This is a genomic window from Streptomyces sp. ISL-96, assembly GCF_018614035.1.
In the GTDB taxonomy this organism is placed as follows: Bacteria; Actinomycetota; Actinomycetes; order Streptomycetales; family Streptomycetaceae; genus Streptomyces.
This window is the reverse complement of record NZ_JAGGPA010000096.1, coordinates 1-17,338: the sequence shown is the minus strand read 5'-3', so window position 1 is coordinate 17,338 and position 17,338 is coordinate 1. Positions and strand designations below refer to the sequence as shown.

General features: G+C 69.7%; 14 protein-coding genes. 5 read left to right on the top strand and 9 right to left on the bottom strand.

Features of this window, described 5'->3' with window-relative positions:
- Positions 1-663: 663 nt before the first annotated feature.
- A complete protein-coding gene (locus tag J7E96_RS36675) occupies positions 664-1,614 on the bottom strand; it encodes a MerR family transcriptional regulator (protein WP_215138218.1) in 951 nt (316 codons plus the stop codon).
- 94 nt (positions 1,615-1,708) lie between these two features.
- Here J7E96_RS36675 and J7E96_RS36670 point away from each other — a divergent pair, with 94 nt between their 5' ends.
- On the top strand, positions 1,709-3,256 hold the full coding sequence (locus J7E96_RS36670) for an alpha/beta fold hydrolase (RefSeq protein WP_215138216.1): 1,548 nt from the start codon (positions 1,709-1,711) through the stop codon (positions 3,254-3,256).
- 139 nt (positions 3,257-3,395) lie between these two features.
- Complete coding sequence (locus tag J7E96_RS36665) at positions 3,396-3,884, top strand: MarR family winged helix-turn-helix transcriptional regulator (RefSeq protein ID WP_215138214.1); 489 nt, start codon at positions 3,396-3,398, stop codon at positions 3,882-3,884.
- A gap of 852 nt (positions 3,885-4,736) precedes the next feature.
- On the opposite strand, the gene J7E96_RS38060 is transcribed toward J7E96_RS36665, so the two are convergent.
- The 3 genes from J7E96_RS38060 to J7E96_RS36645 form a co-directional block, all read right to left on the bottom strand.
- On the bottom strand, positions 4,737-4,919 hold the full coding sequence (locus J7E96_RS38060) for a hypothetical protein (RefSeq protein ID WP_251070960.1): 183 nt from the start codon (positions 4,917-4,919) through the stop codon (positions 4,737-4,739).
- 803 nt (positions 4,920-5,722) lie between these two features.
- Positions 5,723-7,027, bottom strand: a complete 1,305-nt coding sequence (locus tag J7E96_RS36650; RefSeq protein ID WP_215138211.1) for an SUKH-4 family immunity protein — start codon at positions 7,025-7,027, stop codon at positions 5,723-5,725.
- 601 nt (positions 7,028-7,628) lie between these two features.
- Positions 7,629-8,780, bottom strand: coding sequence for a hypothetical protein (locus tag J7E96_RS36645; RefSeq protein ID WP_215138209.1), 1,152 nt, complete (start codon positions 8,778-8,780; stop codon positions 7,629-7,631).
- Between the two features lie 804 nt (positions 8,781-9,584).
- Between J7E96_RS36645 and J7E96_RS36640 the strand changes: the two genes are divergently transcribed.
- The gene (locus J7E96_RS36640; RefSeq protein WP_308296311.1) at positions 9,585-9,986 is read left to right on the top strand and encodes a glyoxalase; all 402 of its coding nucleotides are present in this window, start codon (positions 9,585-9,587) and stop codon (positions 9,984-9,986) included.
- Here the strand turns inward: J7E96_RS36640 and J7E96_RS38995 are convergent, their stop codons facing one another.
- On the bottom strand, positions 9,987-10,367 hold the full coding sequence (locus J7E96_RS38995; protein ID WP_374196764.1) for a hypothetical protein: 381 nt from the start codon (positions 10,365-10,367) through the stop codon (positions 9,987-9,989).
- Between the two features lie 578 nt (positions 10,368-10,945).
- Here J7E96_RS38995 and J7E96_RS36635 point away from each other — a divergent pair.
- Together J7E96_RS36635 and J7E96_RS36630 are read left to right on the top strand one after the other, a co-directional pair.
- Positions 10,946-11,293, top strand: coding sequence for a hypothetical protein (locus tag J7E96_RS36635; RefSeq protein WP_215138207.1), 348 nt, complete (start codon positions 10,946-10,948; stop codon positions 11,291-11,293).
- A gap of 156 nt (positions 11,294-11,449) precedes the next feature.
- Positions 11,450-12,367: an alpha/beta hydrolase gene (locus tag J7E96_RS36630; protein WP_215138206.1), complete on the top strand. Its 918-nt coding sequence runs from the start codon at positions 11,450-11,452 to the stop codon at positions 12,365-12,367.
- 1,163 nt (positions 12,368-13,530) lie between these two features.
- Here J7E96_RS36630 and J7E96_RS36625 read toward each other — a convergent pair.
- From J7E96_RS36625 to J7E96_RS38055, 4 genes are all read right to left on the bottom strand, one after another.
- On the bottom strand, positions 13,531-13,980 hold the full coding sequence (locus J7E96_RS36625; protein WP_251070959.1) for a hypothetical protein: 450 nt from the start codon (positions 13,978-13,980) through the stop codon (positions 13,531-13,533).
- A gap of 43 nt (positions 13,981-14,023) precedes the next feature.
- On the bottom strand, positions 14,024-14,242 hold the full coding sequence (locus J7E96_RS36620) for a DUF4242 domain-containing protein (protein WP_215138203.1): 219 nt from the start codon (positions 14,240-14,242) through the stop codon (positions 14,024-14,026).
- Positions 14,243-14,374: 132 nt separating this feature from the next.
- Complete coding sequence (locus tag J7E96_RS36615) at positions 14,375-16,561, bottom strand: LuxR C-terminal-related transcriptional regulator (RefSeq protein WP_251070958.1); 2,187 nt, start codon at positions 16,559-16,561, stop codon at positions 14,375-14,377.
- Positions 16,464-16,952: an AAA family ATPase gene (locus J7E96_RS38055; protein ID WP_308296310.1), complete on the bottom strand. Its 489-nt coding sequence runs from the start codon at positions 16,950-16,952 to the stop codon at positions 16,464-16,466. The genes J7E96_RS36615 and J7E96_RS38055 overlap by 98 nt, the downstream gene beginning before the upstream one ends.
- Between the last annotated feature and the right edge of the window lie 386 nt (positions 16,953-17,338).

Below are 17,338 nucleotides of genomic sequence, written 5' to 3'. Positions count from 1 at the left end.
CCCCGACCTCAACGGCGGCAGTGGAGGCTTCGGCTGGCACATGGTCCGCCGCCTGACCGACACCGTAACCATCACACCCGGCCCCGGCCCCGGCAAGACCATCAACGCCCTCATCGCCCGGACTCCTCGCCAATCGGCGGAGTAGCCCGCGGAGGCAGAGAGACAACGGCCCCGGCGTCCGACAGCGCAAGCGGGAACGGTGGCCTCTTCGGCGGCACCGGCTGATGCACCAGGCCCTCCGCGGTCTGATCGTGTGCCGTGGGTGGGCTCTCAGGCGCCGAGACTCTGGATGGTCTCCTTCACCAGACGGTTGCCCCTTGGGCGCGTACCACGAGGTGTACGACGACAGCTTGGCAACCGCCGCACCCAAGCACTCCAGAGAAGCGCTTCCTCCAGGCTCTGAAGAGCCGGGGTTCCGCGCTAGAAACAAGCTGAATCTCCCGTCGTCGCGCTGAGGAACTCCCCGGACCTCTCAACTGTGCTCCCACCCTCGGGGGAGGCTGGTCACTCTTGAGGGGGGTGGGCTGAGTTGCTCGCCTCAACTTGGTCCTCGGCACCGGACGGGACCGGACGGAGGCGTATCTGAGCGGTCGCGCCGCACTGGACGAGGCGGCGTGCCACTCGTTGAAGCGGCCGGCGCGGCAATGAGCACGGCTCGCGGGCTCAGGCCGCCGCGGCGGCCGTCTGCGCGTCCAGTGCCGCGAGCAGCCAGTCGTGTGCGGACCCGGGGGTCGGCTCCGTCCGGCCGCCCGGCGGGGTGATCACCTCGGCCACCAGCTCCCAGTACCGGTCGATCCGCGGGTCGGCCGCGAGCTGCCTGGCCAGCAGGCGGCGGAAGTCCGGGGTGTCCCGGGCGCCGTACGCGCTCACGTACGCGGCCACGAAGCTGTCCAGCGCCTCCCCCGGGTACGGTGCCCGGTCCCGACGCAGCTGCACGCCCGCCAGCTCGTACGCCTCGGCCAGGCCCGCGTACAGCACGGCCGACCCGCGGGCCCCCGCGGTCCTGTGCGCCTCGGGCTGGGGCTGCTCGGCGCCCGGCGCGCACGGGTGGAGAGCGAAGGCGTTCAGCCGGGCGAAGGCGAGGACCTGGGCCGGGTCCGGATCGTCGGGTGGCTGCGGGACCGCCACCTCCAGGAACGCGGCGGTCGACCGGGCCGGCATCCGCGGCGGCAGCCAGCCGCGCCAGAACCGGGCCAGCGGGGCCGTGCTCGGTGGGGCTGCCACCGCGCCGATCAGGCGCAGCCGGTCGGCCCTTTCGGCGGGCGGGCACTCCTGCACCAGACGCAGGGCGGCCTCCCGCCAGCGCAGAGCCTTGAGCTGGGAGCCGAGTTCGCAAAGCCGGCTGGCGACGGCGTCCTCCAGTACGCCGCCCGCCGCGTCCTCCTCGTCGAGGATGCGGCGCACCGCGGGGACCGGCAGGTCGAGGGAGCGCAGGGAGCGGATCAGGCGCAGCCGGTCGAGCGCGTCGGGGCCGTATCGGCGGTGCCCGCCGACGCTGCGTGAGGCCTCCGGCAGCAGGCCGCGGTCGGAGTAGAACCGGACGGTCTTGACGGTGACGCCCGCGTGCTCGGCGAGTTCGCCGATGCTGCACAGACCGTCGTGCGACGTGAACACTTGAACCTCCCTCAGGGGGAGTTCCTACCGTACGGGCAGGCGCGGACGGGTGATCGAGTCGGTCCGCGGACGACGGCGTACTGAGGAGAGGGCCATGACCGAATTCATCCTGGTGTCGGGCGCGTTCACCGGCGCACACGTGTGGGAGGACGCGGCCGCGCGACTAGCCGCGGCGGGGGCCGGCGTACACGCGGTGCCGCTCACCGGACTCGGCGGGCCCCTCGGCACCACGGAGGCCGGCATCGACCTGGAGACGCACATCGCGGACGTGCTCGCGGTCATCGACTCGGTCGGCGCGGCGGCCGGCCGAGAGAGCCGGGAGATCGTTCTGGTCGGCCACGACTACGGCATCCACCCGGTGCTGGGCGCCGCCGACCGGCGCGCGGAGCGCATCGCCCGGATCGTCTACCTGGACGCGGAGATGCCGCAGGACGGCGTACCGGCCCTGGCCGCGGTGCCCGACCAGTCCCTGCGCGAGCAGTTGGCCCAGTGCGCCGGCGCGGGCGGGGTGGGCGGAGCGGAGGGCGCCGACGGGAAGCTGCCGCCCCCGGCCCGCGACGAGTGGCAGCGCTGGGGCAGCACCGCCGGCGTCCCCGACGCGGCGCTGGACCGGCTCACCGCCCTCACCGCGCCGCAGCCGCTGGGCACCCTGCTTCAGCCGCTGCGGCTCACCGGCGCGGCGGCCGCCCTGCCCACCACCGGGGTGCTGTGCAAGGGCAACGGTGCGAGCATCGAAATGGTCCAGATGCGGGTGGGCTTCGGCGACCCCGCTCTGCAAGCCCTGACCGACCCCCGGGTCACCTTCTTCGAACTCCCCACCGGGCACTGGCCGATGCTGTCCTGCCCCGCCGAACTGGCGGAGGTCCTGCTGCGGGCCGCGGCCGGCGAGGGGCACCGGCTGAAGCCGGCCGGCGAGGGGGAGCAGCCCACGCACCTGCGGCCGTTCCTGCTGGACGTGCCCGAACTCCCCCGTGAGCGGACCGGGAACGTCGACCTGTACCTGCCCGACGCCGAGGGCCCGCGGCCGGCGGTGGTCTTCGTACACGGCGGCCCGCTGCACGCAGAGGCCCGGCCGACCCCGCGGGACTGGCCGACCCTGATGGGGTACGCCCGGTACGCAGCCGGGCAGGGGACGGTGGGCGTGACCCTCGACCACCGCCTGCACGACGTCGCCGACTACAAGCGCGCCGCCGCGGACGTGACCGCCGCGGTGGAGCTCGTCCGGGCCCATCCGCGAGTGGACGCGGACCGAGTCGCGCTGTGGTTCTTCTCGGGCGGCGCTCCGATCATGGCGGATTGGCTGGAGGCACCCCCATCGTGGCTGCGCTGCCTGGCGGCCACCTATCCGATCCTGGCGCCTCTGCCGAACTGGGGGATGGCCGGCAGCCGGTTCAACCCGGCGACCGCGGTGGCGTACGCGGGCGCCCTGCCCATCGTGCTCACCCGGGCGGGACGCGAGGTGCCCGAAATCGCCGCCACCGTCGAGGAGTTCCTGGCCGTGGCCAAGGACTGCGGGGCGGACGTCGAGGTGGTCGACGTGCCGCACGGCCGCCACGGGTTCGAGACCCTCGATCCGACCGACGAGTCGCGCGAGGCCGTGCACCGCGCGATGCGCTCGGTGCTGGCGCACCTGACGGCCTGATCCAAGGTGCTCCAGGGAACGAAGTGGGAGCAACGAGAAAGATCACTTGCTGAGCGCCAACGGCTGCTCCAGTCCCCGGGCCAGAGACATCGAAGCAGGTCCGACCTTGTTCACGTAATACGACGATAGGAACGCGATCATGAAACCCTTGACTGGCACCACTGACCAGGCGCCGGCCAATCCGGCTGCTACCGAGGACATGCTGGCCACGCAGCCGATCGGGTATTGGAGCGGCCGCACCCAGGCGGCCGTCACCCGGTATCTGCGTGACGCTATGGCCAGGATCGATGTCACGCAGCCGCAGTACTGGGTGCTGAACTGCGTGAACGGCGGGCCCGAGGCACCGAGCCGCGAGGAGGTCGTCAGTCAGCTGACGCCCATCGTGGACGGACAGCACGAGATTGCGCGGGTCGTCGACCAACTGATGCACCGCGGCTGGCTGCGGATCGACGCCCGGCAGCGCCTGCAGCTCACCGATGCCGGGGAGGCTGCCAGGGTGCGGCTGCGCGAGCTGGCGTCCGAGGTGCGCGCCGTGGTCCACACAGGCATCAGCGATGAGGAGTACGTGGCCGTGCTCAAGGTGCTGCGCAGGATGGTCGCCAACGTTGAGGGCGACGGGAACTCTTAAGTTCTGCCTGTTTCATTGCGCGTCCAGATGAGGATGGCAGTGAGGTGGAGTGCGGCCCGGTGGGCGATAGCGAGTTTGTCGGTTCGCATAGCCAGGCCGCGCCACTGCTTGATCCGGTTGACGAACCATTCGGCGGTGTTCGCCCAGCCCGTGGTGATGAGGAGCCGCTTGACGAGGTCGCAGGCCCTCCGGCTGGCGGCTGAGGTGGACGGTGGTCAGACTGACCACGGAGCCGGTGACCGGGTGGGGCTGCTCGTGGACGGCCGAGCAGCGGCCGCCTGCCCGCTCGCCCCGGTCCGCGCGCTGGTCTCGGGCCAGTCGCGGGGGTACCGGTGCAGGGTTTCGGGACGGATGGGCACGGCCGGGTCACTCGACCGTCGGCGACCTGGCCGTGCCCGAACACGTCGAGCAGGGTGGTCAGCTCACCCGGAGTGTGCGCCACCCGACCCAGGCGCCGGCTTCGGTCCACGCCTCCACCTGGCCGGTGTCGCCGTCGATGTAGTGCAGGTATGGGTCGCACCGCTCGATCATCAAGCGTAGGAGTTGGTGGCGTCAGCAAGCTGGGGAGCGTTCTGCAGCACGCTCAGCGCGGTGACGACCAGCCACATCGGCTCGTCCGGCAAGCGGGGTGTCGGCGTACGCGTGAACGTCCCCAGCCGCCTACGGGTAAACGGGGTCTGTCGCTGATCTTGTGACGCGGCTGGATCAGTTCCTCAGGAGGATGCGGGTACGGAGAGGATCGAGCTCGGCCCGGCCGTAGCCAGCGCGCTTGAGGAGTGGTCACCTCCCACGCGAACTGCCGCCGCATAGCCGTCCGTTCGGTTCGAAGTGAGCCGTTGGACCTGCGAGGAACTATGGGCGGGCGTCGAGGCGGTGCTGCAGCGCACCATCCGGGCCAAAGACGTCCATCAGGTAGCCCCGCCCCAACGAAAGCCCTTCCTCGCGCTCCAGATAGCCCAAGATCGACCCCTTAAGGTCATCAAAGATCTCGGCGTCTTCATCCGAATTGTGCGTCCACACGATCAGCAGGGGCACGCCGCCCGGACCGGAGCTCCGTTGGATCCCGTACACATCACTCTCTCCGCCGGACCGACGGTAGCGCTCGGCCAACTGGACCGCGGCATCGGGCGCGACGGTAGAGGTGGCCGTGGGACCAGGTGCGACAGAGCGACCTGGGCTCGGAGCACTGTCCGTGGTGCAACCGGACAGGAGGGCGGCACATCCGACGCAGGCCAGTGCCGCCCAGCGGGCTATTGGATTCATTACGCCATTATTACCGACTCACGAACGGCGACTTAGACCATGTCCTACGTGGCGAAACTCGTCTGTGAACCGCCCGGGTGACAACCAACTCGCGCGCGTCCGGTGACAGATCGCGCTGTGTCGAACCCAAAATCGGCCGCCGTCGGCAGTGACAACACTACCTATGAGCCACACCGCTCCAGGCTCTCCCTAGGGCTGGACCGTGTCCTGCGCGGACACCTCTGCACTTCGAACTTCCCGCACCTTACGTACCAGCCTGATGCCACCACAAGGTGCCCTCGTCAGACTCAAGTTCTACGGTCTCAGCCTCCGCCGAGCCGACCATCCGCAAGTATTCGATAGCTGGTACTACCGATAGGCCCGGGCGGGCAGACGGGCCTGGGCAGCGGTCAGCGCGACCATGCCCGTCCAGCACCGCCTCCCAGGGCCGAGAGCCGGCCGTGAGCCGGGCGCGCGCCTCCTGCAAGGCCACCCAGGGCCTCCCAGGGCCTCCTGGGCGCGGCCGGTACGGCGCAGCGGGCCCCGCCCGGGTGAGCCGCGACGGCCAGCACCACCGGATCACCAAATGGAAGGCGCTAGAAGCCGTCCACGCCCAGTTCGGTGATGCCTGCGTAGAGCCAGCTCCACACCATGCCGCTGGGCGTGTTCGGGTCGAACAGGCCCGGAGCCAGCTCGTCCATCTCATCCAGGAAGACCTCCGCCACTGTCTCTTGGACCTCCTCCACCGGATAGGGGTGCCAACAGGCGTTGCTGTAGCGGTAGACGGCCTCGAGGATGCGAGTGAAGACATCGAGATCTGGTGCGAGCGGCACCAGCAGCCGGTCCGTCGGCCCGTCCAGTCGGCTCCAGATGTGCACGGACCCATCGTGGCGGTGCAGATACAACTCGCCGTAGTCGCACGCGCCGAAGGTGATCAGGTCCGCGGCGGCCATACCGCTGGGCAGGCCGTCCTCGGACACGGCGCCGTCGGCCGGGGGTCGCATGGCGTCGGACGAGTGGGCCTGGTACTCGGCCCCGTGGCACACCCACCACGTGGGCAAGCCGATGTCCCGCAAGTGCCGTCTGCTTCCTGGGTGTTCGAGTCCCTCGGGCAGTTCGCTCTCGGGTATGCGAACCACGTTCCGCTCCCCAAAGGCGTCGTCGACCCGGGCCGCGCTGAGCGGACCCGTCGGCCGCCGCTGCGCCGGTTCCGGTCCGAGCGGCGGTTCTTCGGACGACGTGGGGTCGATCCAGCCACGCGGCCAGTCCCGCAGCACCTCAGCGTCTGTCTCGAGCACCGCTATGCCGTGCGTGTTCTCGACAAGATGGCGGGTCCTGCCGCCCTCGGCGGCGAACGCGACGGCGCCTTCCCAGCTCTCCGGGGCCATCAGCTCCCAGTTGTCCAGCTCGGCCGCATCAAGCGCCTCCGGTGACCAGGGCGCTTCTGTCAGCGTTCCTTCGCCCGGGACCTTCACCCGCCGCCCCGTCTCCGCATCGAGCCAAAGCGGACCGCGCTGGTCGACCACCTCCACGAGCTCCCGGCCCTCGTACAGGCGGCGTTGGACCTGGTAATAGTCGCCGTTCAGACTCGGGTGGGCCGTGAACCAGTTGGCAGGCCGCCACCACGCCCACACCGTTCGCCACGGCATCCCCAGCTCGGCCGTCGCGATCCGCTCGGCGTACTCCTCGTGGCCGGTCGCCTTCGCCGCGAAGTGCAGCCAGGAGGCGAACTCAGCGGGTGCCACGTCCGCGTCGCCGAAGATCGCTTCGGCCTGGAGGAAGACCTCTCGTCCCACGCTCTCCGCGCCATTCGCAGCGGCGATGTGGTCGCGCACCACTGTCCGGTCAGCGGCCAACAGCCGTGCAGGGTCGGCCAGTATGTCGTCCAGCTCCTCACTCATGCGGCCATCCTGTCACCCACCGCCGACATGGCGGCGATGGGCTTGGCGATGCGAGGAGGGAAGGCGTCCTCACCCCGGCATCTCCTGGGTACGCCACGCCGGAGTGATGCCGGAGGTTGCCCACTGCTTTTGGAGGCTGTCCAATACCGCGCGGATGGTGCCTTCGACACCGAGGGTCGGCTGTCGTCGTCCTCAGCGACTTCCCCGTTGCGTTTCGTCCACCTCTCCGCCACACACCTGTGTCCATCGACGGATTCCTCAACAAGGTGAATGACGGCCTTGTCGTCGCTGCCCTACGTGCCCACCCCCAGCTCTGATAGCGATTCCCGCAATCTGGGGGGCTCTCGGCCCTGCGTACGCGGGGATGTTCCCAGTGGCGGCGCCACCAACTGGCCGGGACCGGCGTCGGCCCCCGCACGCGGGGATGTTCCTCTGTTGTCCAGGCGCCGATGAGCCGTGCCAGGTCGGCCCCGCCCGCGTCGGGAGGGCGGGGCGTCCCAGTCGTTCTTCAGGCTGACCAAAGCCTTCGTCGTCGCCCTGTGCGGCAGACCGCTTCGCGGGAGGCATTGAAGCGGGGACGGAGGAATGACGTAGGCGTGCTCTACGTGTTCGGGTCCCGGAAGCGGCCGAATGCCTTCGTGAGGGCGTTCAGCGGTGAGCCGCCCGCCTTGACCGGCCCCGGTGCGGGCGGACGGGGCACACCGTCGCCGCCGGTCACCTCGGCCAGCGCTACATGCGCCGCCTCGGCCGCCTCCCGGTAGAGGTCACGGGACTTCGTCATGGCATCAAGCGCCTCAGCGTACTTGACGACCATGCCTTGGGCGTGGACCAGCTCCTCGTCCGGGGTCAGCAGGTGCCAGCCCTGGCGCAGCCGCGTCAGGGCTCGCTCGGCGTCGTCGGGCAGCGGCCGCGGCAGCACGGCGAACTTCATGATGACGTCCAGGAGTTCCGTCGGCTCGGAGCCGTCCAGGAAGACACTGCGCACCGTGAAAAGCTCCGCGTCGTAATCCGGACTCCGCGGCTCGGTGGGCAGGACGACGGCGCCGCCGCGCGGCAGCCGCACGTTCAACTCCCGCTTCAACGCAAAGTCGGCGATCTGCGCCTGCTCCGGCGTGCCCCGGTGCTCGACCACCCGGTGCCGCAGGCTCGGCGGCAGGAACGTTGAGACCGGCTGCTGCCCCCTCACGTCCGGTGTCATCGCCTCGTGCACCACGACATGGATGAACCAGCTCTTGCGGGAGCAGTCCTGCAGCCGGTGCCGCAGCTCATCGTCGTCCTTCGGCAGGTGGTTCGCCGCCCGCAGGCGCATGCCCGGCACCGTGTCGTGGTCCCAGGCGACCCGGTCGCTGTCGGGCCAGAACATGGTGGCGGGCGAGGGCCACCGCAGGTCCCACGTCAGCTCTGCCTCGGCGGCGAGGACCCAGGTGATGCCCTCGTCCTCCTTGCGGCAGGCCTCGGAGTCGTACATGGTCAACTGCGCACGCACTGTGATGTCGTCGGCCACGCGCCAACGAGCCTCGAAGATGCGACGGGCCGACGGGCCGGGGTCGGCGGACGCGTCACGCGGGTGCAGGACGGTGGAGCGGGCCGCCTCGACGGGGTCGAGGTCCAGGAAGTCGTCGAGCACCCCGGCCGCCTTGAGGGCGGTCAGGTTGCGCCGGACGTCCTGCTCGGGCTCGGGCCCGAGGTGGCGCCCGCGTCCCAGCCACGCGGTGTCGGGGACGACGGTCGAAGAGCTGCTGTTCTTGGCCATGGAACCGTTCTGTGGGTGATCGGGGGCCCGACCAGTATGGAGCCAAGGCCGTGGTTTGGAACTGAGGGCCCTCGTGCCCGTCGTCCACGGGATGCAAACGTCCCTTGTTGCGAAGTATCGTCCGCAACCACCCTGTGGTTTCCGGACCACGGCTCGGTGCCGGGTGGGACCGGACAGCTCGATGAGCGTCGCGCGGATGTCCCTAACTGTCCCTAACTGTGCGTGCCAGTTCTCATACGCCTCGCATCGCCGGCTTGGGCGACATGCCACGTAGCAGCGGGCCCAGTAGCGCTTCGTTACGTGGGGGGGATCTCGCCCGACGGTGAGCATCTTCCTGGTATGAGGCTGGAGGAAGTGGAACAGCTCCGGTGTGAATTATCAGAGTTCGTTGCCGATGTGCTCTGGTCGTTGCCGCGGCGAGATCAGCGGCGATGGGGTGAGTGGTATCTGGGCGGTCCGAGAGGTCGTTTTCAGGTAATTGCACCGTGACCCACACTTTGACGCACGCCACTCCCACCCCAGATCCACGTGCGCACCCCCGGACATAGGGGCAATCTCTGGACCCCTTGGAATGAGACAGGTAATTCGGTCCTCCCATACGGCTCGTGGATCACGTCGGCACCTTGAACTTCGCAAGCTGCGCCTCGCCACAGGCGCATGTTGTCAATCACGGACTCCGGGATGAAACAACGGGAGAAAACGACCTCTCAATTTGCCGCGCGCCCTCTACCGAGCCCGCGCCCTTGCCGGGACCACCCAGCTCTCATTACCTTGACGTCAAGATTCCTTAGTAGAGGAGAAGACGTGACTCAGGGAACACTCGGATACTCCTTGGACGGCCTGCATCACGTGCAGCTTGCGATCCCTCCAGGCGCTGAGGAAATCTGCCGCGAATTCTGGGGTGACGTTCTCGGCATGACAGAGCTCGAGAAGCCGCCGGTGCTGGCGGCTCGCGGTGGGTGCTGGTTCCAAGGTGGTGGCCTGGAGGTGCACTTGGGCGTTGAAGAGGACTTCCGCCCGAACAGGAAGGCGCATCCGGGCATACTTGTGACCTCGCTTCAAGCGCTCGCCAAGCGGTTGGAAGACAGAGGAGTGAGCGTCACCTGGGATGACAACTTTCCTGGCCACGATCGCTTCTATGCGTTCGACAAGCTGGGCAATCGGCTCGAGTTCCTTGAACCCGTCCGCGATGCTGACGTCGCATGATCAGGGCGTCTTCTTCGTCCAGTGGCTGGTACGAGGGCTTTTGCGGGTCAAGCGTCGGGTCATCATGGTGATGAGTGCCCAGTTCAGGGGGCTTCGGAGTGCTGGGGCAGACGTTCGTAGTCGCGTGCGTTGCGGCGGGCGTTCATACACCAGCCGATCGTGTCCAGCGGCGGGGCAGGACGACGAAGCCCTTGGTGCCCTTGAGCTGGATACGATGCGCAAGGTGAGCCAGAGGCGTTCGCGGGCCCAGTCCACGAGTTCGCCGGCGTAGCCGCGGTCGGCCCAGACCTGGGTGATCTGCGGCTGGGTGAGACGGAGGCGCCAGAACACGTCGCGGACGGCGTCGCGGTCCTGGATGTCGGCGGGTGTCACCGTGATCATCACGGGCAGGCCGAGCGAGGTCCAGCGGCTACCACACGGCTAGCGGCGGCCACGGGAAGCGGCAGGCATGGCGGGCTCAGCAGACGAGGTGAGCGGCTGGGCCGGGGGCTATTGGGTGGTGGCAAGCTGGGCCCCATTCGTCGTCGGGGTAGCGGGCCAGGTGCGGGTCACGCGTGATCGACGTGACTGATCAAAGGGGCCCCGGCCCCGGTCGCCGTCCACGGTGACGCGGGCGCGACACGCCGGGCAGAGCGCGACCGGGTGCGCTCGAAGCACCGGGTGAACGCTACCAACTCCCCCGCAAACAATGGTGTTCGAGGTACTCGCGAGACGTTCGGCTAAGGCTTTACCGTAACGGCGTTCCGTGACGCCCTCCGCTGACGGCAGACCCGCACCCGGCAGCAGTCCGAGCAGTACACCGCCGCCCTCGACCGCTCCACCCATCGAGGAGGCCACCTGGCGTCAGGGCAGCAAGGGCACGATGGCTTCGCGTTTCGCCGTGCTCCAAGTGCGGCCCTCAGGCAAGGAAGCCTCCCGTACCGCCAAGGAACAGGCCGGCGGTCGAAGCCGGTGGAACGATGCTCTGTCCCTGCGGACCCTGCTGGTCGAACAGCCGGAGACCTCAGCTGAGCCGACCGGCTACCGAAAATGCGCTGGCCATCGCGCACGACTACCGCGAACTCAAGCACGCCTTCGAAGGCCGCACCTGGCGCGGCGGGCACCACCATGTCACCCTCGTCACCGCCGCCCAGTCCTTCCTCACCCTCCGGCGGCTCGCCCCAAAAGTCCACACGCCGGCCTGCCCCTCTACTAGGTCCTGGACACCTCTCGGACCTGCTCAGGTGCTGGACCGGCACCTGCACCACCTGCTGCCGCCCACTCACCACAAGCAGAACCAGACCCAGAACCTAACGAAGCACTACTAGGCCGATACCTCGGCTGTGGGTGGACGCGGCGCGGCCACCGCGTCAGGGCCGTCCGAAGACGTGTAGGTCAACGTGCGGTGTTTCCTGGCGTGCGGTGGATCCGACACCGCAGGTCGGCGGTAGCGTGGAGTGAGACCCGGTTGATGAGGAGGGCGCGTGCGATTCGCGCTGGACGCACTGTTCGCTGACGTGCCCGCGGAGCAGGTCGATGAAGCTCGTGACTTCTACAAGTCGAGAGCGGCAGGCCGTGGCCCCAGCACACTGGAAGAGCTCAAGGAGGCACGAGCGAGGAGGTCTGCTCCTCGTGCCGCCGATCCGCCTGCCATCGAAGAGACGATCGAAGCCGCGGAAGCGCGCATACCTGTCAGGATCTTCACGCCTACGGACGGTCCGCCGCGGGGTGTCTACCTGGACATACACGGCGGCGGCTTCTACATGGACTCCGCAGCGCGAGGAGACAAACGCAACCGCGAACTCGCAGACGCCCTGCACATCGCCGTTGTCAGCGTCGACTACCGGCTGGCGCCTGAGCACCCCTGGCCGGCGGCACCCAACGACTGTGAAGCAGCGGCGCTCTGGCTCGTCGAAGAAGCCGATGCCCGCTTCGGAACATCCCGACTTGCTATCGGCGGGAGCTCCGCGGGAGCCACCCTCGCCCTGGCGACCCTGCTCCGGCTGAGAGACAGAGGTGCCGTTGGCCTATTCACCGGCGCTGCACTCCAATTCGGCACGTACGACTTGAGCGCACGAACCCCGGCTGGTCGCCGCATCGCTGACGAATACTTCATCCAGGCGTACGTCGGCCATGTGGAAGACCGCACCGTTCCCGAGATCTCTCCCATCTACGGCGTCCTTAGCGGGCTTCCCCCAACGCTGCTGATTGTCGGAAGCGCAGACGTGTTGCTGGAAGACAATCTGGCGCTGGCAGGTCGGTTGTCAGCGGCCGGCAATGACGTCGAGATCCGGGTCTACCCCGAGTCACCCCACGGCTTCACGGGCCACCCCACGGCAATGGCCAGGACGGCGCTCCGAGGCGTCGACTCCTGGCTGTGTGACCGGATTACGCAATCGTAGTGAGCTGAGATCGGCGCCCTGACCCACCTGTGGTTGTTGCACGCAATCGGATCGGGAGCCGCGGTAGAAGCCTCCCATCTATCGCCGACCTGCGGCGCCGGATCCGCCGCACGCCAGGAAACACCGCACGTTCTGATGTTCCTCTTCGAGCCCGCGACAGGGCCAACACGCATGCCAGCAGCTGCCGTACCATCCCGCTCAGCTGATGCGCCGCCGAACCGTCCTGCTGCTGGCGGCCGCCGGACCGCTCGCGGCCACGGCCGCCGCCGTCGCGCTCAAGGCCGGCGCTTGGGCGCTGACCGCCTCCCGGCACGCCCATCCGACTCTCCCTCTGGCCCCGCCCGGGCTGCCCGGGCTGCAGGGGCGAGGGCAGCTGGTAGTCCGACGGCCCGTACCCGGGAGGGGAGCTGTGCTGGTGCTGGGACCGCCCGGAGCACCCCCGCCGGCTCCTGCCCCTGCCTGGGAGCCCCGACGAACCGCCCTTATGACCACCGCCCCCCTGGCTGCCGCAACCGTTCAGTGTGGCCGCCAGGATCCCGTCCACGACAAGGAGATCCGCCCATATGACCACCACGGTCCCCAGCACGGACACGAACCTCAACACCGCCTGCGCGTCGGTCACCGTCGAGATCACCCGCACGACAGCAAGGCGTACTTACTCCTCCGGACCGTAGTTGATGTAGGACCCCAGGGCGTCTGTGGCGGTGAAGGTGACCGTCGTACCGCCCGGGAAGCTCGCGGGGCAGGTGCCCGTCGGTTCCTGTTGCGGTTCTTCCTCGCTGCACGGCGGCCACGCCTCCTGGTGGCAGTTAATGCCCGCCGGCTGGCTGGCTGGCTGGCTGGCTGGCTGGCTGGCTGGTGACGGTCCCACCGCCCCCAGCCGTCGCTGACCCAAGCGGACACCGTCGCCTGCTGGGGCTCGGCGTGCACCGGCGCGGCCGTGCCAAGCGGCGCCGCGGTGCCCAGCGCTACGGCGACCAGCGCTGCCTGCCGGCGGGCCGCTTTGCGGATCGCCTCCGGGCTGCTTTTTAAAATTCGCGTCTGAAATGGGCTTAGGGCAGAGCTTGTTCAGGTACATCCGGCTAGGGCACTCCGCTTCTCGCCCGGACGCCCCCAGATACTCGCGGCCTTGGCGCGCTCACGATGGGTAGGGGGCTGTGCGGTCAGAGGGGGGCCATGCAGTAGTCGTTCTCCGGGCAGAACACGACGTACACAGGGTTGTAGCCGGGATATACGGTCTTAGGATTCGGGTCGGCATAGTTGAAGTAGGAACCCGGGTCGGGCGTAGCGGTGAAGGTCACGGTCGTGCCGACCGGGAAGCTCGCGGAGCAGGTGCCGGTAGGGGGCTGCTGCGGTTCCTCGCTGTATGGCTGCCACGCCGGCTGGTGGCAGTTGATCCCGGTCGGCTGGCTAGTGACGGTGCCGCCTCCCCAGCCGTCGCTGGTCCACACGGACACAGTCGCCTGCTGGGGCGCCGCCTGCACCGGTGCGGCGGTGCTGAGCCCTGCCGCAGCGCCCAGCGCGATGGCGACCACCATCGCCCGCCTGACGCCGCGGATCTCAGTCTTCTTGTGTGCCACGGAGAGCACCCCCTTGTTTGCTGTAGTAGTCATGCCGGCGAATACGCGTGGGGATCCAGGACGGTGATCAGATGGATCACTTCCACAGGAACACCCGGCGGGCCGCTTTGCGGATCGCCTCCGGGCTGGCCGCCTCGTACAGGCAGTACACCCGGCGGTGGCCCTCGGTGATGTAGCTGTGCAGCCAGACCACCTCGGTGCCGTTGTTGGCCTCGATGAGGGCCCGCACCGGCTTCTCGGCCAGGAACTCGGCAATCCCGTACGGGAAATAGTGCTCGACCAGATACCGGGGCATCGCCGCGTCCCCTCGCCGACAACGTGGATTTCGTGTCTGAAATCAGCCTAGGGCCGAGCCTGTTGGGGTACATCAGGCCGGGCACCCCACGTTTCGCCCGGACCACCCCAGATACTCTCGGTCATGGCGCGCTCACGGCGAGTCGAGCTTGCGCAGCGCCTCGGTGCGGCTGTGGGCGCCGAGCTTGCGCAGGATCGCGGTGACGTGGTGGTCGGCGGTCTTGGGAGTGATGAACAGCCGGGCGGCGATGTCCGGCCCGGACAGCCCCTCCCTCAGCAGACCGGCGATCTCCTGCTCGCGGGCGGTCAAGCCGTACTGATGGGCCCGTGTGGTCGCGCGGGGACCGCGGGTTCCCAGCCGGACCCCCAACTCCTTCAGCCGGATACGGCCACGGAAGACGGCGGCCGGGGCACCGAGGGCGTCGAAGGCGGCCACCGCCGCGGCCACGGCTTCCGCGTCACCCGCGAGCCGGGCGAGCGCCGCGTCGTAGGGACAGCCGAGCCGCTGCCATGCCTCGGCCGCGGCCGCCCAGTCCCCGTTCAGCTCCAGCGCGAACGGCCCAGCGGCCGGGCCTGTGGGCGGTTTGCCCCCGGCCAGCCGGATCCAGCGGGCGCAGGCGCCCACCACCCAGGGGTCGCGGCCCTGGCCGGGGGCGGGCATTCCACGGCTCGCCTCGGCGACCGCCGCCGCGTCGTCTCCCGCCAGCCAGGCCGCCTCGGCCCGTGCCTCCCACACCGGTCCCATCCGGACCAGGTCGCTCGGCTCGCCGAGGGTCGCCGCCTCGTCGAGCAGGGGGCGGACCTCGGGGTCTCCCCGCCGGGCGCGAACCAGGGCCAGCGCGAGCAGCGGGAAGATCCGGCTCACAGGCGGCAGTGAACGCAGAGGGAGCACCGCCGAGGCCGCCTCCGCGGCCTCGTCCCACGCCCCTTGGTGGACCAGCCCCATGGCCCGGGCCCCGCGGAGGTAGTCGAGGAACATGTCGAGGTCGTAGTCGCGACAGAAGGCGACGGCCCGCTCGTCGTACTCACGTGCCCGCCGGAAGTCGCGGTGCACCATGGCGACCGCCGAGATGACCGGGCCGAACATCCCGGCATGCTCGACCAGGTCCTGCGCCGCGGCCTGCCGCCAGACCTCCTCGAGCGCCTCCCATCCGCGGTCCTCGCTCAGCACGGTCGCGATCGCCGCATGGAACCGGGCGCGCAGGACCAGCCCCGCGTCGCCGATATGCCGGCCCACGTCGACGGCCCGCTCCGCGTGGTCGGCCGTCGTCGGCATGTCACAGTCGAAGCTCGCCTGCTCGGCGACGTTCACGTGGGCCCGCCCCAGCTCCAGCGTCGGCCCCCCGCACTCCAGCAGCCGTACCGCCTCGATCCCGCGCTCGCGCGCCTCCCGGTTCCGGCTGAGCAGCCAGAGCATGTACGAGCACCAGCGCAGGTCGTCTCCCTCGCGCAGCGTGTCGCCCAGCGCGTGCCGGAGCCGCCCGGCAGCGTCCCACGACTCGATGGCGTCCGGGACCAGACCGGTCATGTAACTGGCGAAGGCGTGCCCCTCCAGCAGCGTCGCCCTCTGCTCCGTCGGGGCGGCACCCGCGTGGCGCAGCGCGCGGGCGAACTGGGCCGCCGCCTCGCGGTGTGCCCCGAGCCCCGACGCGTGCGCCGCCGCGGCGGGCGCGTACGCCAGGACCGCCTCCGCGTCACCCGCTTCGTCCGCGTGGTAGGCCAGGCGCGACAGGTCCGGGGCCGGCCCGGCGGTGGACGCCCGCAGCGCGCTCAGCAGCAGCGCGTGCAGCCTCCGGCGTCGTATCGAAGGGATGCAGTCCAGGACCGCCGCCCGGGCCAGCTCGTGCCGGAAGGCCAGCCGGGTCGCTTCCGCCTCCTCCAGTACACCGGCGGCGAGCACCTCGTCCACCACCCGCTCGGCGTCCGTCACGACGGCGCCGAGCAGCTCGATAGGGGCGCTCGGCCCGGCCACGGCCGCGGCCTCCACCACCTCACGCGCACGTGGCGGCAACCGGCCCAGTCGGCCGATCACCGCTTCGCGGACGGTCGCCGGCATGCCGGGCTCCGGGGCGGCCAGCACCTCGGTGACGAAGAACGGGTTGCCTCCCGTGATCGCGTGCAGCGCGGCCGGGTCGTGCGGCCCGCCGGCCGCCAGCCGGGCCAGCGCCGATCGGCTCAGCGGCTCCAGGTCGTACCGGGCCTGCGCCGGGCAGCCAGCCAGGTCACCGAGGACCACGGCCAGCGGGTGCAGCGGCCCCACCTCGTCGTCGCGGTAGGTCACCAGCAGCATCGCCGACGTCGCTTCGATCCGCCGGGCCATAAACCGGAGCAAATCGTAGGTGGCGCCGTGCCCAGTGGACGTCCTCGAAGACCAGCAGCACGGCGCCCGGCCCCTGTCGCATGGCGTGCAGCAGCAACCGGAAGACGGCTGGACCTCCGGCCCCCGCGGCGAGCGCCTCCTCCACCTCCCGGCCGAGGCCGGTGGCCACGTCGGCCAGTGGCCCCAGGGGGCGAGGAGTGCTGAGCGGATCGCACTGGCCGATCAGCACCCGCACCCGCTCCGGCGCCCGCTCCGCGAGGGCCTGCACCACGGCGGTCTTGCCGACACCGGCCTCACCCCGCAGCAGCACCAGACAACCTCGGCCACGCACGGCCTCACCGAGGTGCCCCTCCAGCGCCTCGAGACCATCGGCCCGCTCGAGCAACTGCACAACTCCGGCGTATCACGACATGACGGTACGGTGGAATCGCCAGGGAAGCCCGCAGCCTGCCCGCCCTCCTTCTTGGAGATCACATACGGGCCGGCGCTCCCTCAGTCGGCCGGCCGGTCGTCGATGAGATCCTTGAACTCCTCGCACTCGCACGCACGCACGACGCCCAGGCCCAGGTCGTCGCGCTGGCCGTTCGGACGCGCGGCAACCCCGGGGTCGGCGAGCGCGGCGCCAGGTAGGCGGTGGAGGCGGAGAGAGGGTCGTTGCCGTCGCCGCGCTCGATCCGCCGGTCCACGGGGACCGTCAACGGGACATCCCTGAATCTGATGACACCGAGTAGAGGTCACCGACTCCCTTACCAGCAACGCCCCCTAGACCCGTACTTC